The following is a 24703-nucleotide window of genomic DNA, read 5'->3' on the forward strand; positions in this document are numbered from 1 at the left end:
CCCACCCGGCGAGCCCCTCAGGGCAGTCGGCCCAGCAATGCCCGGGCCGCGGCGGCGGGGTCCTCGGCCTCGGTGATCGCCCGGACCACCACGATCCGCGTCGCGCCCGCGTCGAGGACCTCCGGCAGGCGCTCGGCGTCGATGCCGCCGATCGCGAACCAGGGCCGGTCCGGGGCGGCCGCCGCCGTCGAACGGACCAGGTCCAGGCCCGGCGCCGGGCGGCCCGGCTTGGTCGGCGTCGGCCAGCACGGGCCCGTGCAGAAGTAGTCCACGCCGGGCTCCGCGGCGGCCGCGAGCGCCTGGTCGAGGGAGTGCGTCGACCGGCCGATCACGACGTCCTCGCCGAGGATCCGGCGGGCCAGCGGCACGGGGATGTCGTCCTGGCCCAGGTGGAGCACGTCCGCCCCGACCGCCAGCGCCACGTCCGCGCGGTCGTTCACCGACAGCAGCGCGCCGTGCCGCGCGCACGCCTCGGCCAGCACCTCCAGTGCCGCGATCTCTCCCGCGGCTTCCAGGGCACCGGTCTTGTCGCGCAGCTGGATGACGTCGACGCCGCCGGCCAGCGCCGCGTCGGCGAACTCCGCGAGGTCGCCACGGGCCGTGCGGGCGTCCGTGCACAGGTACAGGCGCGCGGCGTCGAGCCGGGCGCGGATCTTGTCACCGGAAAGGGCGGGCATAGCGGCGACCGTACCTCCCGCGTTAGGGTGGTGGGGTCCGCACGGGAGCCCGAGGCACGGGCTGAGAGGGAGCTGCCGCTCCGACCGTGGAACCTGATCCGGGTCATGCCGGCGCAGGGAGCGTGATCCCATGACGAACCTGGCAGTGGTGGGCGGCGGCGTGATCGGCCTGTCCACGGCGTGGCGTGCGGCCCGGCAGGGCCACCCCGTCACGGTCTACGACCCCGAACCCGCCCGCGGCGGCGCGTCCTGGCTGGCCGGCGGCATGCTCGCGCCGGTCACCGAGGCCTGGCCCGGCGAGGAGGACGTCCTCAGGCTCGGCGAAGAGTCCCTTCGCCGCTGGCCCGGCTTCGCGAGCGACCTGGCCCAGGAGGGCGTCGACCCCGGTCTGGCCGGTCACGGGACGCTGGTCGTCGCGTTCGACAGCGCCGACGCCGGTCACCTCGACATCCTCGCCGGCTACCTGCGCTCGATCGGCCGCGCCGCGGACCGGCTCACCGGCCGGGAGACCAAGCGCCTCGAGCCCGGGGTCGGGTCCGTCCGAAGTGGACTCCACGTGCCCGGCGACCTGGCCGTGGACAACCGGAAACTGCTCAACGCGCTCTACGCGGCCTGCGTCAACCACGACGTCCGGTTCGTCCGCGAGCGCGTCGGATCCGTGCCGGACGCCGAAGCCGTCGTGCTCGCCGCGGGCGCCTGGACCGGGCGGCTGCACCCGCAGCTCGCCGACGCCGTGCGCCCGCTCAAGGGGGAGATCCTCCGGCTCAAGCCCCGCCGCGGCTGCCTGCCGCCGCCGGTGCACACCGTCCGCGCCGTCGTCGAGGGCCGCCCGATCTACCTCGTCCCGCGCGGTGACCAGGAGCTCGTCCTCGGCGCCACGCAGTACGAGGCGGGCTTCGACCAGGCCGTCACCGCGCGCGGCGTGCGCGAGCTGATCGAGGGCGCCGAGCGCGTCTTCCCCGCGATCACCGAGTACGAGCTGGCCGAGACCGCCGCGGGCCTGCGGGCCGGCAGCCGGGACGCGCTGCCGTACCTCGGCGTCCTGGACGACGGCGTCTACGCCGCGACCGGGCACCACCGCAACGGACTGCTGATGGCCCCCGTGACCGCGGACGCCGTGGTCGCCTGGCTCGAGGGGGAAAAGCCGCCCGAAGGCGTCGAAGCGGCTTCGCCCGCCCGCCTGCACCAGAAGGAGCGCGTGTGATGGAGATCAAGCTCAACGGGACGTGGACGGAGTTCCCGGACGGCGCCACCGTCGCGGACGTCCTCGACGCGACGGGCGGGCAGCGGCCCGGGATCGCCGTCGCGGTCGACGGCGTCGTCGTCCGCCGGAGCGACTGGCCCACCACCGCCGTGCCCAAGGGCGCGGGCGTCGACGTGCTCACCGCGGTCCAGGGAGGCTGAAATGGACGAAGAACCGCTGGTCATCGGCACCACCAAGCTGACGTCCCGGCTGATCATCGGCACCGGCGGCGCGGCGAACCTGGCCGTGCTCGAACGCGCGCTGGTCGCGTCCGGGACCGAGCTGACGACCGTCGCCATGCGCCGCGCCGACGCCGAAGGCGGCTCCGGCGTCCTCGAGCTCCTGAACCGGCTCGGTATCGAGCTGCTGCCGAACACCGCGGGCTGCCGCACGGCCGCCGAAGCCGTCCTCACCGCGCAGCTCGCGCGCGAGGCGCTCGGTACCGATCTCATCAAGCTCGAGGTGCACGCCGACGACCGGACGCTGCTGCCGGACCCGTTCGAAACCCTCGACGCCGCCGAACGGCTGGCCGCCGACGGGTTCACCGTGTTCGCCTACACGAACGACGACCCGGTGCTCGCGCTGCGCCTGGAGGAGGCCGGCTGCGCCGCCGTGATGCCGCTGGGCGCGCCGATCGGCACCGGCCTCGGCATCCGGAATCCGCACAACATCGAGCTGATCGTTTCGCGGGCGGGCGTCCCGGTGATCCTGGACGCCGGAATCGGCACGGCGTCGGACGCGACGCTGGCGATGGAGCTCGGCTGCGACGCCGTCCTGCTGTCCACGGCGGTCACCCGGGCGGCGGATCCGGAACGGATGGCCGCGGCGATGCGGGCGGGCGTCGCCGCCGGTCGCCTGGCCCGCGGCGCGGGTCGGGTGCCGCAGCGCTTCTGGGCGCAGGCGTCGAGTCCACCCCGGTGAACCGGAGTGGCTTCACGCCGAACCCGCACCGCGAACCCGTAAGGTGGACGGCACTTTCCGGCGCACCCGCGGCGGGGCAGGGCAGAAGGAGCCAGCCGTGACCAGCACCTCGGTCCAGGACGTCTCGGGCAGGTTGTACCTCGCCGTCGGGAGGCTGTCCCGGTCACTGCGCCAGGCCGGCGTGCCCGGGCCGGGCCACGGCGCCATCTCGGCGCTGGCGACGCTGGTGCACGCGGGCCAGCTCCGGCTGGGTGACCTCGCGGCCAAGGAGGGCGTCGCCGCGGCGACCATGTCGCGGATCATCGCGTCCCTGGTCGAGGCCGGGTACGTCAGCCGGGAGTCCGACCCGGTCGACCGGCGGGCGTGGCTGGCGAAGGCGACCGAGGAGGGCGAGCGGCTGGTTTCCGGCGTCCGGTCGACCCGGGTGCAGGAGCTGAACCGGCGGCTCGACCGGCTCTCGCCCGAGCACCGCGAAGCCCTGACGGCGGCGATCCCGGCGCTCGAGGCCCTGATCGCGGACGACTAGGACGCGCCTCGGGTGTGGCGCGCCGGCCGAGCGGGTACTCCCTCCGCACGCTGGTCGACCGTCGACCGGAACACCTGGGGAGGTAGGCGTGGTGGACTCGACGCTGGCCGCGATTTGGTTTCCCGATGGCCCCATGGGCGGCGTGCTCGTGGTGATCGCTCTCGTGGCCGTGATCGGGGGGACCATCATGGGCCGTCGGGCCCGGAAGAAGCCCTGATCGCGGACGACTAAGCGGCCTGTTGCCGCAGCTCGGCGAGCTCCGCGCGCAGCGCGCGGAGCTCTTCGAGGATTTCGCGGTTCGCGGCGGCCTGGGTTTCGGCCTGCTTCGCCTCTTCCTCGCGGATGTCCTCGCGCAGCTCGTCCTCCATGCCGCTGACCACGACGGCGATGAAGAGGTTCAGCACCGCGAAGCTGGACACCAGGATGTAGACGACGAAGAAGATCCACGCCGTCGGCGCCTGGACCATGATCTCCTTCGCGATGTCCGGCCACGCCTCGCCGGTCATCACCTGGAACAGCGTGAACAGCGACGTGCCGAGGTCGCCGAAGTTCTCCGGCGAGATGCCGCCGAACAGCTTCGTGGCCATCACGCCCGCCACAAAGATGATCAGCGCGAGCAGCGCGGCGATCGACGCCATGCCGGGAATGGCGGCGAGCAGCCCGGAGACGACCTTGCGCATCGACGGCACCACCGAGATCAGCCGCAGGACGCGCAGGACGCGCAGCGACCGCAGCACCGCGAACGGCCCCGTCGCCGGGATCACCGCGATGCCGACGACCAGCAGGTCGAAGACGTTCCAGTTGTCGCGGAAGAACGCGCCGCGGTAGGCGTAGAACTTCGCCAGCAGCTCGGCGACGAAGATGCCCAGCGCAAGGTGGTCCAGCGCGTGCAGGAGTCCGCCGTAGCCGTCCATCAGCGACGTCGATGTCTCCATGCCGAGCGTGACCGCGTTGAACACGATCACGGCGATGACGAAGTTCTGGAAGCGGCGGTCTTCGAGGACCTTCGCCACCCGCTCGCGTCCGGTCAAGGCCGCCCCCTGCTGGGTTCAAGGATCAGTAAACGCAGGGATGGTAACCGGACGCCTACTCAGCGCTCCTCGGGTGCCAGCCGCCAGAAGGCGGACACCGGGCCGACCTTGGCGCCCATCGGGTACGCGTGCTCGACCGCGTGCGAGACGAACCACTTGCCGTAGCTCGCCGCCTCGACCACGGACATCCCCTTCGCCAGGCCCGCGGTGAGCGCCGACGCCATCGTGTCGCCCGCGCCGTGCGTGTGCGGCGTCGCGTACCGCCGGCCGGGCAGCTCCACGAACGTCGAGCCGTCGAAGAGCAGGTCGACGCACTCGGGGTCGGCCTGCAGGTGGCCGCTCTTGACCAGGACGTACCGCGGCCCCATCCGGTGCAGCACCACGGCCGCGGTGTGCATGCCCTCGCGGTCGGTCACGGTCATCCCGGTGAGCAGCCGGACCTCGTCGAGGTTCGGGGTCAGCACGGTCGCGCGCGGCAGCAGCTCGTCGCGCAGCGCCACGAGCCCGGCTTCGTCGAACAGCGGGTGCCCGTGCATCGATGCCGCCACCGGGTCGACGACGAACGGGATCTTCTCGTCCCGGCCGATCCCCGCCTTGTCGCACGCGGCCGCGACGGCGTTGATGATCTCCGCCGACGCCAGCATGCCCGTCTTCGCCGCGTTCACCCCCATGTCCGCCGCGACGGCCTCGATCTGCCCGGCCACGATGTGCGGCGGCAGGTCGGCCCGGTCGTGCACGCCCAGGGTGTTCTGCACGGTGACGGCGGTGACGGCGACCAGGCCGTGCACGCCGCAGGTCAGGAAGGTGCGCAGGTCCGCTTGCAGCCCGGCGGCACCGCCGGAGTCCGATCCGGCGATGGTCAACGCGGTGGGCGGGCTCGTGGTCATTCTCTTCCCGACTTCTGGTCTAGGCCAATCGGCCGCTTTTCCTTCATCAACAGTCCACCACGGTGGCACATTGTGTGGGCTACTCACCAGTTCACGGGCGAAGGAGCCTGGATGAAGCTCTTCTCGGTGGTACTCCTCACGGCCGCTCTGACGCTCTCCGGGGCGACCGCTGCCCATGCGGACAGTCCCAAGCTGTCCCACGTCACGACCGTCGGCGTGCACAACACGTACGACCCGGCGGCCTACGACTACCTGGCCCGGGCGCTCGACGCCGGTTCGTCACTGATCGAGCTGGACGTCTGGCCGGACTTCTTCACCCACGAGTGGAAGGTCAGCCACTCGAACCCGTTGGGGAACAACAACAACTGCGTCGCGGCGACCTCGGCGGCGCAGCTGTACTCCGGCGGGAAGAACAAGAACCTCGAGTACTGCCTCGACGACATCCGGATCTGGCTGGCGGCCCACCCCGGGCACACGCCGATCACCCTGAAGCTGGAGATGAAGACGGGCTTCTCGGACAACACCGGCATGGGCCCGGACGAGCTGGACGCCACGTTCCGCGCGCACCTCGGCAGCGTCGCGTTCCGCCCGGCCGAGCTGCTCGGTGGCTACGCCACGCTCGACGACGCCGCCAAGGCGGACAACTGGCCGTCCGTGGACGCCTTGCGGGGCCGGGTGATCACCGAGGTCATCCCGGGCACGGTCGAGGAGGGCAACTCGACCGACACGCTGAAGACCGACGTCGAGTACGCGCGGTACCTGGTCGGGCTCAAGAACGCGGGCCGGCTCGGCGACGCGAACATCTTCCCGACCGTGCACGGCGCGGCCGGCGGTGACCCGCGGGACAAGTACACCGCCGACCTCAAGCCGTGGTTCGTGGTGTTCGACGGCGACGCGAACGCGTGGGTGACGCAGACCGGGCCGTGGTGGTACGACGCCAACCACTACTACGTCGTGATGACCGACGCGCAGAACGTCGCCCCGGCGATCGACGCGCACAACCCGACGGTCGACCAGGCCAACCAGCGCGTCGCCGAGCTGGCGAAGCAGCACGCGTCGGTCGTCACGGCGGACTGGACCGGGCTCACGACGGTGCTGCCCCAGGTGCTCGCCAGGGGTTAGACGGTGAGCACGAGCTTCCCGGACACCCGGCCGGATTCCCCCAGCTCGTGCGCCTTGGCGACGTCTTCCAGCGGGAAGGTCCGCTCGACGCGGACCTGCAGCTGCCCGGCCTCGATGAGCTCGACGAGGCCGGGCAGCCCGCCGCGGTCCGGCTCGACGAGGATCCGGGACACCCGCACGCCGCGTCCGGCCGACGCCTGCTCGACGCGTTCGCCGACGCCGCTGGGCACGCCGATCAGCAGGCCGCCCTCCTTGATGGCCGGGAGCCGGCGCAGGTCGCTCTCCTCGCCGACGAGTCGAAGTAGACGTCCACATCGGACGTGGCCGGGTTCTGGTCGTGGTAGTCGATCGGCTCGTCGACGCCGAGCTCGCGCAGGAAGCCGTGCTTCTTGGCGCTGGCCGTGCCGATCACGTGGGCACCGCGCGCCTTGGCGATCTGCACGGCGAGGTGACCGACCCCGCCCGCGGCGGCGTCGACGAACACGCGCTGTCCGCCGTGGACGTTCCCGACGTCGACCACGCCCTGCGCGGCAGGAGTACGACGGCCGGGAGCTGCAGCCGGTGCGTTAGCCCTTGTCCAGCACCCAGCGACCGGTGAGAAGCCGAAACGGGAAACCCGGAGTCCGAGTCCGAAGACTCGCCCGATCCGGCCGGCCCGGAGCTGCCCGCCGCCTCCGACCGCGTGATCATCCGCGGCTGCGAGATCGAAGTGATCAGCGTGGAGTAGGCCGGTCCCGCCGAAACCCACCAACAAGCAGCTTCAGCGGTCCAGCACCCAGAACGGCGAGACCGGGCCCACCCCCGCGCCCAGCGGGTAGGCCTCCGCGACGCAGCGCTCGATGAACCGCTTGCCCGCGGCCACGGCGTCCGGCACCGAAGCGCCCTTCGCCAGCGACGCCGTGATCGCCGACGCCAGGGTGTCGCCGCCGCCGTGGGTGTTCTCCGTGACGTACCTCGGGCCGCTCAGCTCGACGTGGTCACGGCCGTCCGAAAGCAGGTCCACGCACTCGGCCGTCCCCTGCATGTGGCCGCCCTTGACCAGGACCCAGCGGGACCCGAAGGCCAGCAACGCCTCCGCGGCCTCGCGCTGGGAGGCCGCGTCGACGACGGAGATCCCCGTCAGCAGCCGGACCTCGTCGAGGTTCGGCGTGATCAGGGTCGCGCGCGGGAACAGCTCGGTGCGGATCGCCTCCAGCGCGTCCTCCCGCAGCAGCGCGTGCCCGGTCATCGACGCCGCCACCGGGTCGACCACCAGCGGGAAGTCCATGCCGAGTTCGTCCAGCGTCTTGGCCACCGAACGGATGATCTCCGCGGTCGCCAGCATGCCGGTCTTGGCCGCGTGCACGCCCATGTCGGACGCCACCGCCTTGATCTGCGCGGTGACGACGTCGGCCGGGATCTCGGTGAACCCCTGCACGCCCAGGGAGTTCTGCACGGTGACCGCGGTCAGCGCGACCAGCCCGTGCACGCCGTTGGCGAAGAACGTACGCAGGTCCGCCTGGATGCCCGCACCACCGCCGGAGTCGGATCCGGCGATGGTGAGGGCGGTCCGGGGAGTGCCGGTCACTGCCCCACCACGGGCAGGTAGACCTTGTTGCCGTGCTCGCCGAACTCGGCCGACTTCTCCGCCATGCCGGCCTCGATGGCCTCCACAGTGGACAGACCGTGCTCCTCGGCGTACTTGCGGACGTCCTGCGTGATCCGCATCGAGCAGAACTTCGGCCCGCACATCGAGCAGAAGTGCGCGGTCTTGGCCGGCTCCGCGGGCAGCGTCTCGTCGTGGAACGAGCGGGCGGTGTCCGGGTCGAGCGAGAGGTTGAACTGGTCGTTCCAGCGGAACTCGAACCGCGCCTTCGACAGCTCGTCGTCCCATTCCTGCGCGTACTGGTGCCCCTTGGCCAGGTCGGCGGCGTGCGCGGCGATCTTGTACGTGATCACGCCGGTCTTGACGTCGTCGCGGTTCGGCAGGCCGAGGTGCTCCTTCGGCGTGACGTAGCACAGCATCGCCGTGCCGTACCAGCCGATCTGCGCGGCCCCGATGGCCGAGGTGATGTGGTCGTACGCGGGCGCGATGTCCGTCGCGAGTGGACCGAGGGTGTAGAACGGCGCCTCGCCGCAGAGCCTTTCCTCGAGCTCGACGTTCTCCTTGATCTTGTGCATCGGCACGTGCCCGGGGCCCTCGATCATCACCTGGACGTCGTGCGACCGCGCGATGTGCGTCAGCTCGCCGAGGGTTTCCAGCTCGGCGAACTGGGCGCGGTCGTTGGCGTCGGCGATCGAGCCGGGACGCAGGCCGTCGCCGAGGGAGAACGTGACGTCGTACTGGCGCAGGATCTCGCAGAGTTCCTCGAAGTGCGTGTACAGGAACGATTCCTGGTGGTGCGCGAGGCACCACGCGGCCATGATCGAGCCGCCGCGGCTGACGATCCCGGTGACGCGCCGCGCGGTCAGCGGGATGTAGCGCAGCAACACGCCGGCGTGCACGGTGACGTAGTCGACACCCTGCTCGCACTGCTCGATGATGGTGTCGCGGTAGACCTCCCACGACAGCTTTTCCGGTTCCCCGTCGACCTTTTCGAGGGCCTGGTAGATCGGCACCGTGCCGACCGGGACCGGCGAGTTGCGCACGATCCACTCGCGCGTCTCGTGGATCCGCTTGCCGGTGGACAGGTCCATGATCGTGTCGGCGCCCCAGCGGGTCGCCCACACCATCTTGTCGACCTCTTCTTCGACCGACGACCAGACGGCCGAGTTGCCCATGTTGGCGTTGATCTTCACCAGGAAGTTCTTGCCGATGATCATCGGCTCGGACTCGGGGTGCTTCCGGTTGACCGGGATCACCGCGCGGCCGCGGGCGACCTCGTCGCGCACGAACTCGGGTTCGACGCGCTCGCGGGCCGCGATGTACTCCATTTCCCGGGTGATGACACCCTGTTTGGCCCACCCGAGCTGGGTGTTGTGCTCCCGGCCGTCGGCCCAGCCCGCCCGCAGCCGATGCAGTCCACTGTGGACGTCGATGTCCGCTTCGGGATCGGTGTACGGGCCCGAAGTGTCGTAGACGTCGAAGTGCTCGCCGTTGGAGAGGTCGATCCGGCGCGCCGGCACGCGGAGCCCGGATTCGGTCTGGTGGTACACCTTGCGCGAGCCGGTGATCGGCCCGGTCGTCACGGAGACGGCAGCATTGTTTTCCAGTGTCGTCAACGACATTCACTCCCTACGCCGGCATTACCCGGTCAGGTTCATGCGGTCGGCGACGCCTGCGAAGTGCAAGTCGCCCTCTCAGCCCGCCATGGCGCGAGCTCCCGCGTTGGTGTTGTGCCCCCGACCATGCCACGCCGAAGCGCGATACTCAAGTCAGGTCACCTCACCCGACCAGTTCGGCCGGGGTGGCGTAGACGTCGACCATGGCTCCGTTGCGCAGCACGGTGATCGGCAGTGCGGTGCCGATCACTTCCGCGAACAGCTGCCGCTGGATGCCCTGCGCGTCGGAGACGCGGGTGCGCGCGACCGTCAGCACGAGGTCGCCCGCCTTGAGCCCCGCCCGGTCCGCGGGGCCGCCGGCGACCACTTCCCGCACCCGGAGCCCGGCGCTCTGCCCGGTGCGCCCGGCGACGTCGTCGGGGAGCGGCGCGGGCACGCCGACGACGCCGAGGTACGCGCGCCGCACCCGGCCTTCGACGACGAGCGTGTCGATGATGCGCCGCGTCGTCGCGTTGATCGGCACGGCGAGCCCGAGGCCGACCCCGGCGACGGCGGTGTTGATCCCGACGACCCGGCCGGCGGAGTCGGCGAGCGCGCCGCCGGAGTTGCCCGGGTTGAGCGCGGCGTCGGTCTGGATGACGTCCTCGATGACGCGCCCGGCGCGGCCGTGGCGCACCGGGAGGGCCCGGCCGAGCGCGCTGACGACGCCCGCGGTGACGGTGCCGGAGAAGCCGAGCGGGCTGCCGACGGCGACGACGAGCTGCCCGACGACGAGCCGGTCGGCGTCCCCGAGCGCGGCGGCCGACGGCGTCTCGCCGCGGGCGCGCAGCACGGCGAGGTCGGACAGCGGATCGGCGCCGACGACGTCGAAGGGCACCTCGCTGCCGTCGGCGAAGGTCGCGACCCCGCGCCGGTGGTCGTCGACGACGTGGGCGTTGGTGAGCAGGTGGCCGTCGTCGCCGAAGACGACGGCCGAGCCGCTGCCGCGCGCGAGCTGAACCCCGGCGACGTGCGGGGTGACGGTCTTGGCGACCGTGCTGACCGCGCGCGAGTAGGCGTCCATCGCCTCGTCCATGTGTACCTCGATTACAGCGTTGCAGGTACTACAAGTGTGCGCCCGAGGTCGCGGAATCATCGTTCGCTGCTGGTGAAACTCAGCTCTCGAGGGCGACGGTGACGCCGAAGCCGATCAGCAGCCCGCCCGAGGTGCGCTCGAGCCACCGCTTCACGTTCTCGCGCCGCAGCCACTGCCCGAGGCGGGTCACGAGGAGCGCGAGCGCCGAGTACCAGACGATGTCGACGACGATCCAGGCCGCGACGCAGACCAGCAGCGCGCCGGAGCCCGCGTGGGCGGGGACGAACTGCGGCAGGAACGACAGCGCGAACACGCCCGCCTTGGGGTTGCCGAGGTTCGTGACGAGGCCGGAGCGGAAGCCCGCGCCCGGCCGAATCTCCTTCTCCGCGCCCGAACCGCGGAAGAACAGGGCCTTGATCCCCAGGTAGATCAGGAAAAGCGCGCCCGCGACCCGCAGGATGTCGTACGCCGTCTGGGAAGCGGCGAGCAACGCCGTCAGCCCGAAGACGGCGGCGAGCCCCCAGAACGCGACCCCGGCCTCGATCCCCGCGATGGTCGCGAAGGCGTTGCGCTTCGACCCGCGCGCCGCCTGCTTGATCAGCATGACCGTGGCGGGCCCGGGGACCATCGCGATGAGGAACGCGGCGGGGATGAACGCGAGCAGGTTCGGCATCGCCCGATCGTGTGGCACGGCCCGGCGGCCGGGCAACCGCATTACCGGACCGGTGACGGTTAGTGGTTCACCGGATCGGAGCATGCGCCCGCCAGGAATCGGCGGCAGACTGCTGGGCGCTTCTGTAACGGTGCAGAAGCGCTCTTTCTGTGGGGTTGATATGCGCAAACTCATGTTCGGCGCCCTCGCCGGACTGCTGGTCACCGGCCTGATCCCGGCGACGGCAGCGGCACAGGGCGGCGGTGAAGCACCCGGCGCGCCCGGGGCCCATCCCAGCTGGCTACCCGCGAACAAGACCGGCTTCGGCACCGCGCGTGACCGGTCGAGCAACGTCTGGTTCACCCTCCAGGGTGGGCAGATGTCCGAGGTCTACTACCCGGACCTGTCGACGCCGAGCGTCCGGTCGATGAACTTCGTCGTCACGGACGGCCGCAGCTTCGCCGTCGCCGACTACACGGCGAAGGCGCAGCAGGTGCGCCGGACCGACGACGACAGCCTGGTCTACGAGCAGACCATCACCGACGACCAGCACCGCTGGCGCCTGCGCAAGACCTACGTCACCGACCCGGCCGCCACGACGGTACTGGTGGACGTCGACTTCCAGTCGCTCACCGGGCGGCCCTACCAGCTCTACGCGGTCGCCGACCCGGACCTGACCAACGACGGCTCGGACGACTCGGCCGCGCGGAAGGGCGACGCCGTCACCGCGCAGGACGCCGCGAACGCCGCCGCGCTCACCGCGAAGCCCGCCTTCGTGAAGACCAGCGTCGGCTACGCCGGTTCCTCCGACGGCAACACCCAGCTCGCGAAGACCTTCAAGCTCGCCGCGTACGACAGCGCCGCGAAGGGCAACGTCGTGCTGACCGGGCAGACCGCGGCCGACGGCGTCCGCGGCCGGCACGTCACCCTCGCGCTCGGCATGGGCGCGAAGGCCGCCGACGCGCTCGGCAACGCGCAGGCGTCGCAGCGCCGCGGCGTCCGCGACATCACGCGCGCGTACGACCGCGGCTGGCAGCAGTACCTGCGTGGGGCCAGCAAGGCGCCGTCGTCGCTGAAGACCGACGCGGAGCGCGACCTCTACAAGGCGTCGATGCTGACGCTCGCCGCGAGCGAGGACAAACACCACCCCGGTGCCTTCATCGCGTCGCCGAGCATGCCGTGGCGGTTCGGGAACAACGACCCGGAGTGGTCGCCGTCCGGCACCTACCACCTGGTCTGGCCGCGGGACCTCTACCAGATCGCGACCGGGCTGGCCGCCGGCGGCGACCAGGCCGCCGCGAACCGCGCCGTCGGCTACATGTTCGGCACGCAGCAGCAGGCCGACGGGCACATGCCGCAGAACAGCCGCGTCGACGGCGTGCCGTACTGGACGTCGATCCAGCTCGACGAAACCGCCTTCCCGATCGTGCTGGCCCAGCAGCTCGGCCGCAACGACCTGTGGCCCGGCGTCCGGAAGGCCGCCGACTTCATCCTCGGGTACCGGGGGCCGGCCGGGCAGCCGTCGCCGTACACCCAGCAGGAGCGCTGGGAGGAGCAGGACGGCTGGTCCCCGTCGACCATCGCCTCGGTGATCGCCGGGCTCGTCTGCGCCGCGGACCTCGCCTCGCACAACGGCGCCCCGGCGGACGCCGCCCGGTACCTCGCGGCGGCGGACAAGATGAAGGCCGACCTGCCGAAGCAGACGATCACCACGAACGGGCCGCTGTCGAAGGACCCGTACTTCGTCCGGCTCACCAAGGACGCGAACGCCAACGCCGGCACGACGTACAACCTGAGCAACTCGAGCGTGACGATGGACCAGCGCGCGGTCACCGACGCGGGCTTCCTCGACCTGGTCCGGCTCGGGATCTACCGCGCCGACAACCCGGTGGTCGTCAACAGCGTGCGCGTGACGGACGCCGACATCGCGTTCACCACGCCGACCGGCCAGTTCTGGCACCGCTACACGAAGGACGGCTACGGCGAGCAGGCCGACGGCTCACCGTGGGACTACACGTTCCCGGCGGGCAGCCGCACGACGTTCGGCAGGCTGTGGCCGCTGCTGGCCGGCGAGCGCGGCGAGTACGAGCTGACCCTCGGCGATCCGTCGTCGGCGGCGCGGCGGCTGCGTGACCTCGGCCGGGTGAGCAGCTCGGCGGAGACCATGCCGGAGCAGGTGTGGGACGAGAACCCGCCGTCGGGCCAGACCGGTTTCCCGGCCGGCACGCCCAACACCTCGGCGACCCCGCTGGCCTGGACGCACGCCCAGTACGTCCGGCTCGCCTGGGACGTCAAGGCGGGCTCGGTGCTGGAGACGCCCCGCGTCGTCCGCTGCCACTTCCTCGGCTGCTGAACCGGCGAAGGGCCCCTCGCTCGAGGGGCCCTTCGCGGGTTCAGATGACGGCGCCGTCGTCCTCGGGAGTCTTCGGGGGCAGCCACGACAGGCCGGGGACGCCCCACTTGTTGGCCTTCAGCATCTTCTTCGCGGCGCGCGCGTGCCGCCCGACCAGGCGGTCGAGGTAGATGTAGCCGTCGAGGTGGTCGGTCTCGTGCTGCAGGCAGCGCGCGAAGTAGCCGGTGCCTTCGACCTCGATCGGGTTGCCTTCGATGTCGAAGCCGGTCACCTTCGCCCACTTCGCGCGGCCCGTCGGGTACGACTCGCCGGGGGCCGACAGGCAGCCCTCCCAGTCGTCGTCCGGGTCCGGCATGGTCTCCGGGATCTCCGACGTCTCGAGCTTCGGGTTGACGACGACGCCCTTGTGCCGCACGCCCTCGTCGTCCGGGCAGTCGTACACGAACACCCGCAGGTCGAGGCCGATCTGGTTGGCCGCGAGGCCGACGCCCTCGGCGGCGTACATCGTCTCGAACATGTCGTCGGTGAGCGTGCGCAGCTTCTCGTCGAACTCGGTGATCTCCCGAGTCGGCTGGTGCAGCACGGGCTCGCCGGCGATAACGATGGGGTGGATGGTCACGGCGAGCCAGTTTAGTCGGACCCCTCTGGTAGACCTGCATCAGACCGTGACGCGCCGAAGTCGATGCCCACGTCGGCGGCCGCTTCCGTGGTTGAATGGCGCCCGCGGAAGAGCTAGGTCTGATCGCCATGACGCCCGATTGAGAGGGACTCGGATGGACGCCGCGGAGTCGATGGCTGAGCCGCAGCCGTCGCCGCCGAAGCCCGTACCCGGCCTGACCGAACGCGAGGTCGAAATCCTCGCCTTCGAGCGTCAGTGGTGGCGACACGCCGGGGCGAAGGAAAACGCCATCCGCGAACGGTTCTCGCTGTCGGCCACGCGCTACTACCAGCTGCTGAACAAGCTGCTGGAGAAGCCGGAGGCGAGCGAGGCCGACCCGATGCTGGTGAAGCGGCTGCGCAAGACGCGCGCCACCCGCCAGCGCAAGCGTGGCGCCCGGCGACTGGGGATCGAGCTGAAATGAGCGTTTTTTCGGGACTGTCCCGGCCGATGAAGGCCGCGGGGGTCGCGCTGATCGGGATCGCCATCGTCGCGGCGGTCATCGGCGGGATCACCGCGCTGAACGGTGGCGACGGGTCCAACGAAGCCGGGCCGAGCGGCACCGCCACGCAGCCGGGCACGTCCGGCAGCACCAGCCAGCCGCCGACGTCGCCGTCGTCGCCGCCGCCGAGCTCCACCTCGACGAACCCGTCGTCGCCCACGCCGCCGTCGCCGACCACCCCGCCGGCGGGGCAGCAGCCGACGTCCGGCCAGCCGGGGCAGCCCGGCCGGCCGGGTGGTGACCAGCAGGCGTCCAACAAGTGGGTGACGCTGCGGGTGTTCAACAACTCGACGATCAAGGGCCTCGCGGCCCGCGCGGCGGACGACTTCCGCGGCGGGGGCTGGAACGTCGTCGACGTCAGCAACTACTCGCAGGGCATCATCCCGGCGACCACGGCGTACTACCGCCCGGGCACCGACGAGGAAGCGGCGGCCAAGCAGCTGGCGCAGGAGTTCGGCTTCAAGGCCGAGCCCCGCTTCGAAGGCATCCAGAGCGCGAGCCCGGGCGTGATCGTCATCGTGACGAACAACTACCAAAGCAACCCCAAGGGCAGCTGACCCGCACGTCGAGTGCTTGGACAGGCATGACGCGTGCTTGAAGGGGCATCACGTGTCACGCCCCTTCAATCACGCGTGATGCCTCTTCAGGCCCCGGCCTGGGCGTGGGCGTAGGCCTCCAAAGCCGCCAGCTGGGCCGGGTCGAGGCTCGGCCGGACCGTCTTCCGGGCCGCGTCGAGGTGGGCCGCCGTGACTTCGCGGGCCTCCAGGGACTCGCGCATCGCCGTCAGGGCCGCTTCGCGGATCAGGGCCGCGCAGTCGGCCGCCGAGTAACCGTCCAGAGTGGACGCCACCTCGGCCAGGTCGACGTCGTCGGCCAGCGGGGTGTTCTTCGAGCTCGCCACCAGGATCGCGGCGCGGGCCTCGGCGTCCGGCGGCGGGACGTAGACGCGGCGCTCCAGCCGTCCCGGCCGCAGGAGGGCCGGGTCGACCAGCTCGGGCCGGTTCGTCGCGCCCAGGACGACGACCTCGCGCATCGGCTCGACGCCGTCGAGCTCGGTGAGCAGCGCCGCGACCACGCGGTCGGCGACGCCCGAGTCGGACGACTGGCCGCGGCGCGGGGCCAGCGCGTCGATCTCGTCCAGGAAGATCAGCGCGGGCGCGGCTTCCGCGGCGCGGCGGAACAGCTCCCGCACCGCGCGTTCGGACTCGCCGACCCACTTGTCCATCAGCTCGGCGCCCTTGACCGCGAAGACGTTCAGCGCGCCGGTGCCGGCCAGCGCCCGCACCAGGAACGTCTTGCCGCCGCCGGGCGGCCCGTACAGCAGCACCCCGCGCGGCGGTTCGACGCCGAGCCGGGCGAACGAGTCCGGGTACCGCAGCGGCCAGAGCACGGTCTCGGTGAGGGACTGCTTGACGTCGACCATGTTGCCGACGTCGTCCAGGGTCAGCCCGCCGGTGGCCAGGTTGTCCGAAGTGGACAGCGAGACCGGCCGGACGGTGGCCAGCGCGTCGAGCAGGTCCTGCTGCGAGATGCGCGGTTCGTCGGTGTCGCGCTGGCGCAGCGCCGCCCGCAGTGCCGCGTCCCGGCGCAGCGCGATCAGGTCCGCCGCGACGAAGCCCGGCGTCCGCTCGGCGAGGACGCCGCAGTCGATGCCCGGGTCGAGGGGGACGTCCCGGAGCAGGACGTTCAGCAGCTCGCGGCGGGTCTTCGCGTCCGGCAGCGCCAGGCCGAGTTCGCGGTCCAGCAGGTCCGCGGCCCGCAGCCGCGGGTCGGCGGACTCCGCGCGGGCCGTCGTCGCGACGACGGCGAACCGGTCCCGCCGCAGAGCCAGCCGCAGCTCCTCCAGCACTACCGTGGCGACCGGCGGCGGGGTGGCCGCGGGCAGCAGCGCGTCGACGTCGGTGAGCAGCAGCACCGACGGCCCCTCCGCCGAGCGGATGGCCTCGCGCAGGCGCGCGACCGCGACGTTCGGGTCCAGCACCGCGAGGTTCGGCGCGGCCACCGGCACCACGCGGATGTCGGCTTCGCTCGCGACCGACCGGACGAGCGTCGCCTTCCCCACGCCTTCGGGGCCGGACAGCAGCACGCCGAGGTGGGCCGGCGCGCCCAGCCGCGCCAGCAGTTCGGGCCGGTGGAAGGCCAGGTCGAACCACTCGGCGAGCTTGCGCGCGGCGGCTTCGGCGCCGATCAGGTCGGCCAGCGGCACCGCCGGTTCGGTGATCTCCTCGAGCACCACCTCGTCCTCGACGATCTCCGCGTCGATCCACTCCTCGGCCGCGGTGACGGCGGAGGTGCGCACCAGCGCGGTCGCCGTGCGGGGCGCGGCGGGCTCGGTGGTGCCCGGCCGCGCCCCGTCACGCCAGGTGACCACAGTGGACGGTCCAACGGCGACGGTCCCGGCCGGCTCGGTCGCGGTGACGGTGAGCAGCTCGTTCGTCCAGGTGGCGCCGATCGCGCGGGACAGCTGGCCGCGCAGCCCGGCGGGGTCCGACCCCGGCTGGGGCGCGAGGTCCTGCGGCAGCAGCGAAACGGCGTCGCCGACGGTGAGGACCTTGCCGATCAACGCGAGCCGCAGCGTGTGCGGGCTGAGCGAGACGCTGGCCAGCCGCGAACCCGCGACGGTCACCGTCTTGGCCGCCGCGACCTCGGCCGGCGCGACCACGATCTCGGCGCCCTCGGTGACGCCGAGGTTCGACATCGTGACGTCGTCGGTGAGCACCACCCCGGGCACGCCGGTCTCGTCGGCGGGCGCCGCGAGCGCGGCGCTGACCCGGGCGCCGGTGAGGTGCACGGCGTCCCAGGCCCGCAGGCCCAGCGCGTCGAGGACTTCGGGGTGCAACCGGACGACGCCGCGGCGGGTGTCCAGCGCGGACGGGGTGTGCCGGACGGTCAGCGTGATCTGCGGGTGGCTCACGCCGTTCACCCTAGCGATCCGGCGCGCCCCCAGGCGTCGAAGTAGGTGATGCCCTCGACGGCCGGGCGCGTGGCGGGCCGGAAGTCGCGCTGGGTCGTGTACGCGACGGCGAGCAGGCTGATCTGGGTGACGTCCCCGGGGATGCCGAGCAGCGCGGCGACGTCGGCTTCGTGGTCTTGGAGGTGGTAGCCGCAGAACGAGCTGCCGAGGCCGCGGTCGCGCAGCGCGAGCTGGAAGCTCCAGATGGCGGGGTAGGCGGAGCCGAAGTAGGCGGACTGCGAGAAGGCGTCGGCGGGCGGGCGGCCGATCATGCAGGGGATGGCCAGCACGGGAACGCGTTCGAGGTTCCGGACGAGGTGCTGGGCGGACTTGAGCGCGCGCTCCTCGACGAGGTGGCCGTACTGGGCCCAGGCCGCTTCGGCGGTCTCGCGGTTGTAGGCGGCGATCTTGGCTTTGGTGCCGGCGTCGCGCACGAGCAGCCAGCGGAACTGCTCGGCCATGCTGCCCGCGGCCGGCGCCTGCTGGGCGATGCGGAGGCAGCCGCCCAGGACGTCCTGGGGCACTTCGCGGTCGAGGTCGAGCTTGCGGCGAACGGAGCGGGTGGTGGTGAGCACGGTTTCGGCGTCCATACTTACAGTGTATGCGTACAGTGTAAGTATGGCTCTGACTCGCGAGAAGATCCTCGACGCGGCCTTGCGCCTGGCCGACGAGCAAGGGCTGGCGGCGCTGTCGATGCGCAAGGTCGCGGCCGCGGTCGGTGTCGAGGCGATGTCGCTGTACAACCACGTCGAAAACAAGGGCGACCTGCTGGACGGGCTCACCGCGCGGGTCTTCGAAGAGGTGCCGGTGCCGGATCCTTCGCTGCCCTGGGATTCGCGCGTCCGGCTGCTGGCTGACGGGCTGTACGCGAGCTTCGCACGTCATCCGGTCGTCGTGCGTGCGCTGGCGGCGCAGGACGCGAACCCGCGCTCGACCGGGGCGTTGCGGGTCATCGACGCGGTGCTGTGCGCGTTGCTCGACGGCGGTCTCGACGAGGAAGCCGCGGCCCGTGCTTACCGGTCGCTGCTGGGCATGCTCTTCGGATCGGTCCTCACCGGGACGACCGGCACCGGCACCAAGGCCGAGCGGGCGGAACCGGTGGTCGCGTGGTTCCGGAGGATGGTGACGTCGGCGGAGCTGCCGAGCCTGCACCGGGTGCTGCCCGCGCTGGAGTCCGGCGACTGTGTCCAGGACTTCGAATACCAGCTGGATCTGCTGATCGGTGGGCTCCGAGCGCCGAAGGGGTAGCTCTGTGCCGTACCGGAACGGCGAACTCGCGTGCCTGGATGGACGACTCGCGTATCCGGATGGACGACTCGCCTGAACCGCGGACGAACTTGCGTGCTTGGAGGGGCGTCGCGGCTTACTTGCGGCGGAGGCCGATCTGGCGCCAGGACCGGCGGCGCGGGCCTTGGCCGTTTTCGCTGCCTCGCGGGGTGCGGACCGTTTCGCGCGGCAGCCGGACCGCGCGCATCGCCGCGCCTGCCACCCGGCGGCGCAGCGGCGGGCGCAGGCCCAGACGGCGGGGCGAGCGGGCCCGGCGGATCGCGCGGCGCTCGCGCGGCGGGACCGTCCAGGCCTCCGGGTGCGCGGCCAGCCAGCGGTGCCGGTGGATCGAGTACGGGATGTGCGCCAGGTACAGGATCATCGCGACGACCAGCGCGACCAGCGGGAACTGGATGATCGCCGCGGCCAGCAGGGCCACGCCGATCAGCAGCGGGGCGATCGCCTTGGCCGGCGCCTTGACCGTCTTCAGCGACAGCGTCGGGATGCGGCTGATCAGCAGCGCGGCGATGGCGATCGTCCACGCCCAGACGACGTACTGCGAAGACCACCAGCCGTCGCCCCACTGCAGCTCGGCGACCAGCGGCAGCATCGCCAGCAGCCCGCCCGCGGGCGCCGGGACGCCGACGAAGAACTCGCTCGCGTAGGCCGGCTGCTCGGTGTCGTCCAGCAGGGTGTTGAACCGGGCCAGCCGCAGGATCATGCAGACGGCGAAGATCAGCGACGCCACCCAGCCGATCCGGTCCGCGCCCGTCTGCCACACGTAGATGACCAGGGCCGGCGCGACGCCGAACGAGATGCCGTCGGACAGCGAGTCCAGCTCCGCGCCCATCTTCGACGTCGCGTCGAGCAGGCGGGCGATCCGGCCGTCCAGGCTGTCGAGCACCGCCGCGATGCCGATCGAGGCGATCGCCATCGCGTAGTTCTTGGTCAGCGCGAACTGCACGGCCGACAGGCCCGCGCACAGCGCCAGGACGGTGATGGCGTTCGGCAGCAGCCGGACACCCGGGGTGGTCACGCGGACCATCGGTCAGCCCTTCGAAGGCGCGGCAGGGAGCTCGGCGATCACGGTCTCGCCGCCGACGGTGCGCTGGCCCTTGCCGACCAGCACGCGCGAGCCCGGCGGGAGGTAGAGGTCGACCCGCGAGCCGAACCGGATGATGCCGTACGTCGAGGCGGCCTCGACCTTGTCGCCCTCGCGGATCTCGCAGAGGATGCGGCGCGCGACGAGCCCGGCGATCTGCACGACGACGAGCTCGTGGCCGTCTTCGGTGCGCATCAGCACGGAGTTGCGTTCGTTGTCGTCGCTCGCCTTGTCCAGGTCGGCGGACAGGAACTTCCCCGGCCGGTAGGCGACCCGCTCGATCACACCGTTCGCCGGCACGCGCTGGACGTGCACGTCGAACACCGAGAGGAACACCGACACGCGCATCCGCGGCTCGGCGGGCAGGCCGAGCTCGGCGGGCGGGACGGCTTCCTCGATCAGCGACACGAGACCGTCGGCCGAGGCGAGCGCGACGCCGGCACGCGGCGGCGGGACCCGCTTCGGCTCACGGAAGAACGCGGCCGTGGCCACGGTCGCGAGCGCGCCCACGAGCCCGAGGCGCTTGGAGAACCGGCGCGCGAGCAGCGTCGCGGCGAGGCCGCCCGCCACGAACGGGCGACCGGCGGGGTGCATCGGCGGCAGCGTTTCGCGAGCGAGCTGGAGGGCGTGCGCGACTGGGTTGCCGGCGGGCTCCGGCCGGGTGCCGCTCATGGTCGGGTCCCCTGGTTTCGTGTCGGAAGAACTGTGGGCGCCGGAGGTCCGGCGGCCGCGTACGGGCGTCCCCACGCTACCGCTGCCCCAGGTGAGCGTGTCCGCGTGCCCCTGGTCCGGCGCCGGGTGGCTCCTCCGCGGGGGTGTCACCGCGGCGGGTGGGAGTGGCCACATCGCGGTAACGCAAGGTTGAATCCACCGATAACTCTCGGTAGTTGATGCCGTTCGGGGCGCTGCCCGCGAGACCTGTGAGGGGACGATGACCGACCGCCGTGATCCCGCCGGAGCTCGGCTTCGCGAGCTGCTGGGCGCGTGGCGTCGGGAGATCGACGAGGTGCCCGTGCCCCCGCTCGTCGACCCGGCGCACGCCGTCGACGTCGTCATCGAAGCGATGAGGCGAGGCCGGGTGCATGCGCCCCCCGACGGCGCACGCACCCGGCCGCGGGATCCGGGCCTGCGAGACGCGCAGAACGACACACTTTAACCGTCGGAGCGGCGTTGATCACGGATCGCGCGGCAAAAGTTACAAACGGTCACCCGGACGTCGGCCGAGACCGGTTGCGAGCCGAAGGATCGCCAGCAGCACCACGGCGCCGAGGATGGCCACGCCGAAGCTGGGGAAGTCGAAGTCGAACGTCTTCGACTGGCCGGTCGCGAGCCGGTAGAGCAGCCCGCCGAGGGCCGCGCCGACCACCCCGACCAGCACGCTGACCAGGCAGCCCTGCCGTCGGCGGTCCCGGCCGCCGACGACCAGGTTCGCCGCCCAGCCGACGATCGCGCCGAAGATGACCCATGCGACGAAACCCATGGCGGGAGCTTACGCGAGCAGACGTACAAGAGGCATTGCGCAAGAACTCTTGTACAACTACTCTTGTACGTTATGACCGAGAAGGACATCCGGGATATCCGGGACTCCAAGGTGCTCGCCGCGATGTCGCACCCGCTGCGCCGCCGCCTGCTGGACCTGCTTCGCCTCGACGGCCCGGCGACCGCGTCGGTGCTCGCCGCGAAGACCGCCCAGGCCGTCGGCAACATCAGTCACCACGTCAAGGTGCTGGCCGCCGTCGAGCTCGTCGAAGAGGCGCCCGAACTGGCCCGTGACCAGCGCGAACGGTGGTGGCGCCGCACGTCAGACGGCCTCCGGTGGGCGGCTTCCGACTTCCGCGACGACCCCGTCGCCGAAGCGGCCGAGCAGCTGAACCTCGAACACCAGACCGCGGTGTACCGGGACTGGCTGAACCAGCGCGACTCGCAGCCGGAGCCCTGGCGCTCCGCGGGCGCGTTCGCCGTGGACGACTGGGCGCGGATGTCCGTCGCCGAGATCCGCGAACTGGACGAGCGGATCCTCGCGCTGTTCACCGAGTACTCGCTCCGCGAGATCCCGGACGACGGCCAGGAGCGGCGCCCGGTCTTCCTCGTCGCGAGGGCCTCGGTGGGTCAGCCGTGAAGGGGCTCTGGGGGAACAAGGACTTCCGGCTGCTCTGGTCCGGCGAGACCACCAGCATGCTCGGCAGCATGGTCGCGAGCACGGCGTTGCCGCTGGTCGCGGTGGTCACGCTGCAGGCGAGCACCTTCCAGGTCGCGCTGCTGACGGCCGTGGCGTGGCTGCCCTGGCTGGTGATCGGCCTGCCGGCGGGTGCCTGGGTCGACCGGTTGCCGAAGCAGCCGGTGATGCTCAGCTGCAACACGGTGTCGATGGTGGTGTTCGGCAGCGTCCCGGTCGCGGCCGCCTTCGGCGTGCTGACCATGCCGTACCTGCTGGGCGCCGCCCTGCTCGGCGGGGTCGCGAAGGTGTTCTTCACCCTCGCCTACCGCGCTTACCTCCCGGTTCTCGTCGGCGACGGCGAACTGCTCGACGGCAACGCGAAACTGCAGGGCAGCGAATCCGCGACCCAGGTCGCCGGGCCCGGCCTGGCCGGTCTGCTGGCCCAGGCGTTCGGCCCGGTCAGCGGCATCCTGGCCGACGCGGTGAGCTTCGGCGTCTCGGTCCTGTGCGTCCGGGCGATCCGGGCGCGCGAAGTCCTCGTCCCGGCCGAACGCTCGCCGCTGCGCAGCCAGATCGCCGAGGGACTCCGGTTCGTCGTGCGCGACCGGTACCTGCGGTCGCTGATGACCTTCGGCGCCGTCTCGAACCTCGCGCTCACCGGTTACAGCGCCATCCAGATCGTGTTCCTGTCCCGGACGCTCGGTGCCGCGCCCGGGCTCGTGGGCCTGACCCTGGCGCTGGGCGCGTCCGGCGGGGTGCTCGGCGCGGCCGGGGCCGGACGGCTCGCCGCGCGCGTGGGTGCCGTGTGCGCGTGGCTGCTGTGCGAGGCCTTCGCGGCACCGATGCTGCTGCTCGGGCCGCTGAGCGGACCCGGCTGGGGCCTGGTGCCGTTCGTGCTCGCGCTGTTCGGCGTGTGCGCCGGTGTCGTCGCCGGGAACGTCCTGGTCACGACGTTCCGGCAGCAGTACTGCCCGCCCGAGCTGATCAGCCGGGTCAACTCCAGCATGTCGATCGTCAACTACGGGTCGATCCCCCTGGCCGGTGTCCTCGGCGGCGTCCTGGGCGAGGTGATCGGGCTCCGCGAGACGCTCTGGGTCGCCGCGGGGATTTCGATCCTCGCGCTGCCGCTGCTGGCGCCGTACCGGAAGCTGCGGGAGTTCCCGGCTAGAGCAGCAGGACGTCCACCTCATCGCCAACCGCTGCCGACGTGACGTCCTCCGGGAGCACGATCAGGCAGTTGGCCTGCGTGAACGCGGCCAGCAGGTGCGAGCCGGGGCCGCCGCGCGGGCCGACGATCCCGGTGACCTCCCGGTCGGACGGGGTGAACACGCCCCGGCGGTACTGGCGGCGCCCGGCCGGTGAGGACATCGCCTCGGTCAGCCGGGCCCGCACGCGGCGGCGCGAGACGTCGCTGTGGCCCAGTGCCGTCAGCAGCGCCGGGCGCAGGAACGCCTCGAACGACACGAGCACGCTGACCGGGTTGCCGGGCAGCGTCACCACCGGCACGCCCTGCCAGCGCCCGCAGCCCTGCGGCCCGCCCGGCTGCATCGCGACCTTCGCGAACTCGACGCCCTGGCCGGTCAGCGCGTCCTTCACCACTTCGTACGCGCCCGCGCTGACCCCGCCGGAGGTGACCAGCAGGTCGGCGTCGGCCAGCTTCGGCTCGATGACCTTGCGGAACTCCTCGACGTCGTCGACGACGCTGCGGACGACGTCGACCTCGCAGCCGAGGCCGCGGATCGCCGCCGCGAGCATCACGCTGTTGGACTCGTAGATCTGGCCGTGGCGCAGCGGCGCCGGCGCGTCGATCAGCTCGGTGCCGGTGGAGGCCACCACCACCCGCAGCGGCCGGTGCACCCGCACCTCGGCGAGCCCGACCGCGGCCGCGAGGCCCAGTTGCGAGTGGCCCAGGACGGTCCCGGCGTGCAGCGCGATGCTGCCTTCGAGGACGTCTTCGCCGGAGTGCCGGATGTGCGCGCCTTCCCGCGCGACGGCGGAGATCGTGACGGTTCCGGTGCCACCGTCGGTGTCCTCGACCATCACGACGGCGTCCGCGCCGGGCGGCAGCGGCGCGCCGGTCATGATCCGGTGCGCCGTGCCCGGCTCCAGGGGCTGGACGTCGACCCGGCCCGCCGGGATGTCGTCGGCCACCGGCAGGGTCACCGGAGCCTGGGCGACGTCACGGGCGCGGACCGCGTAGCCGTCCATCGCGGAGTTGTCGAAGGGCGGCAGGGACACGGTCGCCACCACGTCCTCGGCCAGCACGAGGCCGGCCGCGGCGGCGAGGGGCAGGGCGGTCGCGGGGGAGGTGCCGAGGAGCGCGGCAACCCGGTCGCGGTAGTCGTCGACGGAGATCACCGGACCATCCTCCACCCC

28 protein-coding genes and 2 riboswitches are annotated in these 24703 nt (G+C 71.9%); of the genes, 12 read left to right on the plus strand and 16 right to left on the minus strand.

The features are described 5' to 3' along the window. Positions 1–17: 17 nt before the first annotated feature. Positions 18–677 carry a thiamine phosphate synthase gene (gene thiE / locus ACH54P_RS33415; RefSeq protein WP_489907288.1) on the minus strand — a complete coding sequence of 220 codons (660 nt, stop codon included), beginning with the start codon at positions 675–677 and terminating at the stop codon, positions 18–20. Positions 678–708: 31 nt separating this feature from the next. After that, positions 709–814, plus strand: a riboswitch (TPP riboswitch). Here thiE and thiO point away from each other — a divergent pair. From thiO to ACH54P_RS33440, 5 genes are all read left to right on the plus strand, one after another. Further along, positions 808–1881: a glycine oxidase ThiO gene (gene thiO, locus ACH54P_RS33420; RefSeq protein WP_489907289.1), complete on the plus strand. Its 1074-nt coding sequence runs from the start codon at positions 808–810 to the stop codon at positions 1879–1881. Its footprint overlaps the riboswitch before it by 7 nt. Beyond that, a complete protein-coding gene (gene thiS / locus ACH54P_RS33425; RefSeq protein ID WP_489907290.1) occupies positions 1881–2081 on the plus strand; it encodes a sulfur carrier protein ThiS in 201 nt (66 codons plus the stop codon). The genes thiO and thiS overlap by 1 nt, the downstream gene beginning before the upstream one ends. A 1-nt stretch (position 2082) precedes the next feature. Next, entirely contained in the window at positions 2083–2841 is a 759-nt protein-coding gene (locus ACH54P_RS33430; RefSeq protein WP_489907291.1) for a thiazole synthase, read from the plus strand. Between the two features lie 97 nt (positions 2842–2938). After that, the gene (locus ACH54P_RS33435; RefSeq protein ID WP_003101725.1) at positions 2939–3367 is read left to right on the plus strand and encodes a MarR family winged helix-turn-helix transcriptional regulator; all 429 of its coding nucleotides are present in this window, start codon (positions 2939–2941) and stop codon (positions 3365–3367) included. Positions 3368–3455: 88 nt separating this feature from the next. Further along, the gene (locus ACH54P_RS33440; RefSeq protein ID WP_489907292.1) at positions 3456–3584 is read left to right on the plus strand and encodes a hypothetical protein; all 129 of its coding nucleotides are present in this window, start codon (positions 3456–3458) and stop codon (positions 3582–3584) included. Positions 3585–3594: 10 nt separating this feature from the next. On the opposite strand, the gene ACH54P_RS33445 is transcribed toward ACH54P_RS33440, so the two are convergent. Both ACH54P_RS33445 and thiD (ACH54P_RS33450) read right to left on the minus strand, forming a co-directional pair. Continuing rightward, positions 3595–4398, minus strand: coding sequence for an ion transporter (locus tag ACH54P_RS33445; RefSeq protein WP_489907293.1), 804 nt, complete (start codon positions 4396–4398; stop codon positions 3595–3597). Between the two features lie 59 nt (positions 4399–4457). Continuing rightward, positions 4458–5285, minus strand: coding sequence for a bifunctional hydroxymethylpyrimidine kinase/phosphomethylpyrimidine kinase (thiD, locus tag ACH54P_RS33450; protein WP_489907294.1), 828 nt, complete (start codon positions 5283–5285; stop codon positions 4458–4460). A gap of 111 nt (positions 5286–5396) precedes the next feature. Between thiD (ACH54P_RS33450) and ACH54P_RS33455 the strand changes: the two genes are divergently transcribed. Beyond that, positions 5397–6407 (plus strand): phosphatidylinositol-specific phospholipase C domain-containing protein, encoded by a 1011-nt coding sequence (locus ACH54P_RS33455; protein ID WP_489907295.1) that lies wholly within the window; start codon positions 5397–5399, stop codon positions 6405–6407. On the opposite strand, the gene ACH54P_RS33460 is transcribed toward ACH54P_RS33455, so the two are convergent. From ACH54P_RS33460 to ACH54P_RS33485, 6 genes are all read right to left on the minus strand, one after another. After that, the gene (locus tag ACH54P_RS33460) at positions 6404–6682 is read right to left on the minus strand and encodes a zinc-binding dehydrogenase (RefSeq protein ID WP_489916778.1); all 279 of its coding nucleotides are present in this window, start codon (positions 6680–6682) and stop codon (positions 6404–6406) included. The two genes, ACH54P_RS33455 and ACH54P_RS33460, sit on opposite strands and share 4 nt — an antisense overlap. Further along, positions 6643–6927 carry a zinc-binding dehydrogenase gene (locus tag ACH54P_RS33465; protein ID WP_489907296.1) on the minus strand — a complete coding sequence of 95 codons (285 nt, stop codon included), beginning with the start codon at positions 6925–6927 and terminating at the stop codon, positions 6643–6645. The genes ACH54P_RS33460 and ACH54P_RS33465 overlap by 40 nt, the downstream gene beginning before the upstream one ends. 240 nt (positions 6928–7167) lie before the next feature. Continuing rightward, complete coding sequence (thiD, locus tag ACH54P_RS33470) at positions 7168–7974, minus strand: bifunctional hydroxymethylpyrimidine kinase/phosphomethylpyrimidine kinase (protein WP_489907297.1); 807 nt, start codon at positions 7972–7974, stop codon at positions 7168–7170. Beyond that, positions 7971–9608 carry a phosphomethylpyrimidine synthase ThiC gene (gene thiC, locus ACH54P_RS33475; RefSeq protein ID WP_489907298.1) on the minus strand — a complete coding sequence of 546 codons (1638 nt, stop codon included), beginning with the start codon at positions 9606–9608 and terminating at the stop codon, positions 7971–7973. The genes thiD (ACH54P_RS33470) and thiC overlap by 4 nt, the downstream gene beginning before the upstream one ends. Next, positions 9602–9723: riboswitch (TPP riboswitch) on the minus strand. Its footprint overlaps the gene before it by 7 nt. A 48-nt stretch (positions 9724–9771) precedes the next feature. Next, the gene (locus ACH54P_RS33480; RefSeq protein ID WP_489907299.1) at positions 9772–10683 is read right to left on the minus strand and encodes a S1C family serine protease; all 912 of its coding nucleotides are present in this window, start codon (positions 10681–10683) and stop codon (positions 9772–9774) included. Between the two features lie 79 nt (positions 10684–10762). Further along, positions 10763–11356, minus strand: a complete 594-nt coding sequence (locus ACH54P_RS33485; RefSeq protein WP_489907300.1) for a LysE family translocator — start codon at positions 11354–11356, stop codon at positions 10763–10765. Positions 11357–11516: 160 nt separating this feature from the next. Here ACH54P_RS33485 and ACH54P_RS33490 point away from each other — a divergent pair, with 160 nt between their 5' ends. Continuing rightward, entirely contained in the window at positions 11517–13688 is a 2172-nt protein-coding gene (locus ACH54P_RS33490; protein WP_489907301.1) for a glycoside hydrolase family 15 protein, read from the plus strand. A gap of 40 nt (positions 13689–13728) precedes the next feature. Here the strand turns inward: ACH54P_RS33490 and ACH54P_RS33495 are convergent, their stop codons facing one another. Beyond that, entirely contained in the window at positions 13729–14307 is a 579-nt protein-coding gene (locus tag ACH54P_RS33495) for a peptide deformylase (protein ID WP_489907302.1), read from the minus strand. Between the two features lie 154 nt (positions 14308–14461). Between ACH54P_RS33495 and ACH54P_RS33500 the strand changes: the two genes are divergently transcribed. Next, positions 14462–14770, plus strand: a complete 309-nt coding sequence (locus tag ACH54P_RS33500; RefSeq protein WP_489907303.1) for a DUF3263 domain-containing protein — start codon at positions 14462–14464, stop codon at positions 14768–14770. Beyond that, positions 14767–15405, plus strand: a complete 639-nt coding sequence (locus ACH54P_RS33505) for a LytR C-terminal domain-containing protein (protein WP_489907304.1) — start codon at positions 14767–14769, stop codon at positions 15403–15405. Before ACH54P_RS33500 ends, ACH54P_RS33505 begins: the two co-directional genes overlap by 4 nt. 86 nt (positions 15406–15491) lie before the next feature. Here ACH54P_RS33505 and ACH54P_RS33510 read toward each other — a convergent pair whose 3' ends face one another. Both ACH54P_RS33510 and ACH54P_RS33515 read right to left on the minus strand, forming a co-directional pair. Further along, positions 15492–17762, minus strand: coding sequence for an AAA family ATPase (locus ACH54P_RS33510; RefSeq protein WP_489907305.1), 2271 nt, complete (start codon positions 17760–17762; stop codon positions 15492–15494). A 5-nt stretch (positions 17763–17767) separates the two neighbouring features. Then, complete coding sequence (locus tag ACH54P_RS33515; RefSeq protein WP_489907306.1) at positions 17768–18391, minus strand: nitroreductase family protein; 624 nt, start codon at positions 18389–18391, stop codon at positions 17768–17770. Between the two features lie 28 nt (positions 18392–18419). On the opposite strand from ACH54P_RS33515, the gene ACH54P_RS33520 reads away from it, so the two are divergent. Continuing rightward, complete coding sequence (locus ACH54P_RS33520; RefSeq protein WP_489907307.1) at positions 18420–19049, plus strand: TetR/AcrR family transcriptional regulator; 630 nt, start codon at positions 18420–18422, stop codon at positions 19047–19049. 115 nt (positions 19050–19164) lie between these two features. On the opposite strand, the gene pssA is transcribed toward ACH54P_RS33520, so the two are convergent. From pssA to ACH54P_RS33535, 3 genes are all read right to left on the minus strand, one after another. Next, on the minus strand, positions 19165–20112 hold the full coding sequence (gene pssA, locus ACH54P_RS33525; protein WP_489907308.1) for a CDP-diacylglycerol--serine O-phosphatidyltransferase: 948 nt from the start codon (positions 20110–20112) through the stop codon (positions 19165–19167). Positions 20113–20115: 3 nt separating this feature from the next. Next, positions 20116–20841 carry a phosphatidylserine decarboxylase gene (locus ACH54P_RS33530; RefSeq protein ID WP_489907309.1) on the minus strand — a complete coding sequence of 242 codons (726 nt, stop codon included), beginning with the start codon at positions 20839–20841 and terminating at the stop codon, positions 20116–20118. A 523-nt stretch (positions 20842–21364) separates the two neighbouring features. After that, a complete protein-coding gene (locus ACH54P_RS33535; RefSeq protein ID WP_489907310.1) occupies positions 21365–21649 on the minus strand; it encodes a GlsB/YeaQ/YmgE family stress response membrane protein in 285 nt (94 codons plus the stop codon). Between the two features lie 72 nt (positions 21650–21721). Between ACH54P_RS33535 and ACH54P_RS33540 the strand changes: the two genes are divergently transcribed. Together ACH54P_RS33540 and ACH54P_RS33545 are read left to right on the plus strand one after the other, a co-directional pair. Beyond that, positions 21722–22288, plus strand: coding sequence for a helix-turn-helix domain-containing protein (locus ACH54P_RS33540; protein WP_489907311.1), 567 nt, complete (start codon positions 21722–21724; stop codon positions 22286–22288). Continuing rightward, positions 22285–23538 (plus strand): MFS transporter, encoded by a 1254-nt coding sequence (locus ACH54P_RS33545; protein WP_489907312.1) that lies wholly within the window; start codon positions 22285–22287, stop codon positions 23536–23538. Before ACH54P_RS33540 ends, ACH54P_RS33545 begins: the two co-directional genes overlap by 4 nt. Here ACH54P_RS33545 and moeA read toward each other — a convergent pair. Then, positions 23492–24685, minus strand: a complete 1194-nt coding sequence (moeA, locus tag ACH54P_RS33550) for a molybdopterin molybdotransferase MoeA (RefSeq protein WP_489907313.1) — start codon at positions 24683–24685, stop codon at positions 23492–23494. The genes ACH54P_RS33545 and moeA overlap by 47 nt on opposite strands. Between the last annotated feature and the right edge of the window lie 18 nt (positions 24686–24703).

It is taken from the genome of Amycolatopsis sp. N2S4-7 (assembly GCF_058119595.1).

Excerpts from the sequence above, each read along its gene's own strand:
- ACH54P_RS33430 (WP_489907291.1), top strand. The coding sequence starts at position 2,083 with ATGGACGAAGAACCGCTGGTCATCGGCACCACCAAGCTGACGTCCCGG.
- ACH54P_RS33480 (WP_489907299.1), bottom strand. The coding sequence starts at position 10,683 with ATGGACGAGGCGATGGACGCCTACTCGCGCGCGGTCAGCACGGTCGCC.
- ACH54P_RS33505 (WP_489907304.1), top strand. The coding sequence starts at position 14,767 with ATGAGCGTTTTTTCGGGACTGTCCCGGCCGATGAAGGCCGCGGGGGTC.
- pssA (WP_489907308.1), bottom strand. The coding sequence starts at position 20,112 with ATGGTCCGCGTGACCACCCCGGGTGTCCGGCTGCTGCCGAACGCCATC.
- ACH54P_RS33455 (WP_489907295.1), top strand. The coding sequence starts at position 5,397 with ATGAAGCTCTTCTCGGTGGTACTCCTCACGGCCGCTCTGACGCTCTCC.
- ACH54P_RS33490 (WP_489907301.1), top strand. The coding sequence starts at position 11,517 with ATGCGCAAACTCATGTTCGGCGCCCTCGCCGGACTGCTGGTCACCGGC.
- ACH54P_RS33530 (WP_489907309.1), bottom strand. The coding sequence starts at position 20,841 with ATGAGCGGCACCCGGCCGGAGCCCGCCGGCAACCCAGTCGCGCACGCC.
- thiD (WP_489907294.1), bottom strand. The coding sequence starts at position 5,285 with ATGACCACGAGCCCGCCCACCGCGTTGACCATCGCCGGATCGGACTCC.
- ACH54P_RS33515 (WP_489907306.1), bottom strand. The coding sequence starts at position 18,391 with ATGGACGCCGAAACCGTGCTCACCACCACCCGCTCCGTTCGCCGCAAG.
- thiE (WP_489907288.1), bottom strand. The coding sequence starts at position 677 with ATGCCCGCCCTTTCCGGTGACAAGATCCGCGCCCGGCTCGACGCCGCG.
- thiS (WP_489907290.1), top strand. The coding sequence starts at position 1,881 with ATGGAGATCAAGCTCAACGGGACGTGGACGGAGTTCCCGGACGGCGCC.
- ACH54P_RS33540 (WP_489907311.1), top strand. The coding sequence starts at position 21,722 with ATGACCGAGAAGGACATCCGGGATATCCGGGACTCCAAGGTGCTCGCC.
- ACH54P_RS33520 (WP_489907307.1), top strand. The coding sequence starts at position 18,420 with ATGGCTCTGACTCGCGAGAAGATCCTCGACGCGGCCTTGCGCCTGGCC.
- thiO (WP_489907289.1), top strand. The coding sequence starts at position 808 with ATGACGAACCTGGCAGTGGTGGGCGGCGGCGTGATCGGCCTGTCCACG.
- ACH54P_RS33485 (WP_489907300.1), bottom strand. The coding sequence starts at position 11,356 with ATGCCGAACCTGCTCGCGTTCATCCCCGCCGCGTTCCTCATCGCGATG.
- ACH54P_RS33535 (WP_489907310.1), bottom strand. The coding sequence starts at position 21,649 with ATGGGTTTCGTCGCATGGGTCATCTTCGGCGCGATCGTCGGCTGGGCG.
- ACH54P_RS33500 (WP_489907303.1), top strand. The coding sequence starts at position 14,462 with ATGGACGCCGCGGAGTCGATGGCTGAGCCGCAGCCGTCGCCGCCGAAG.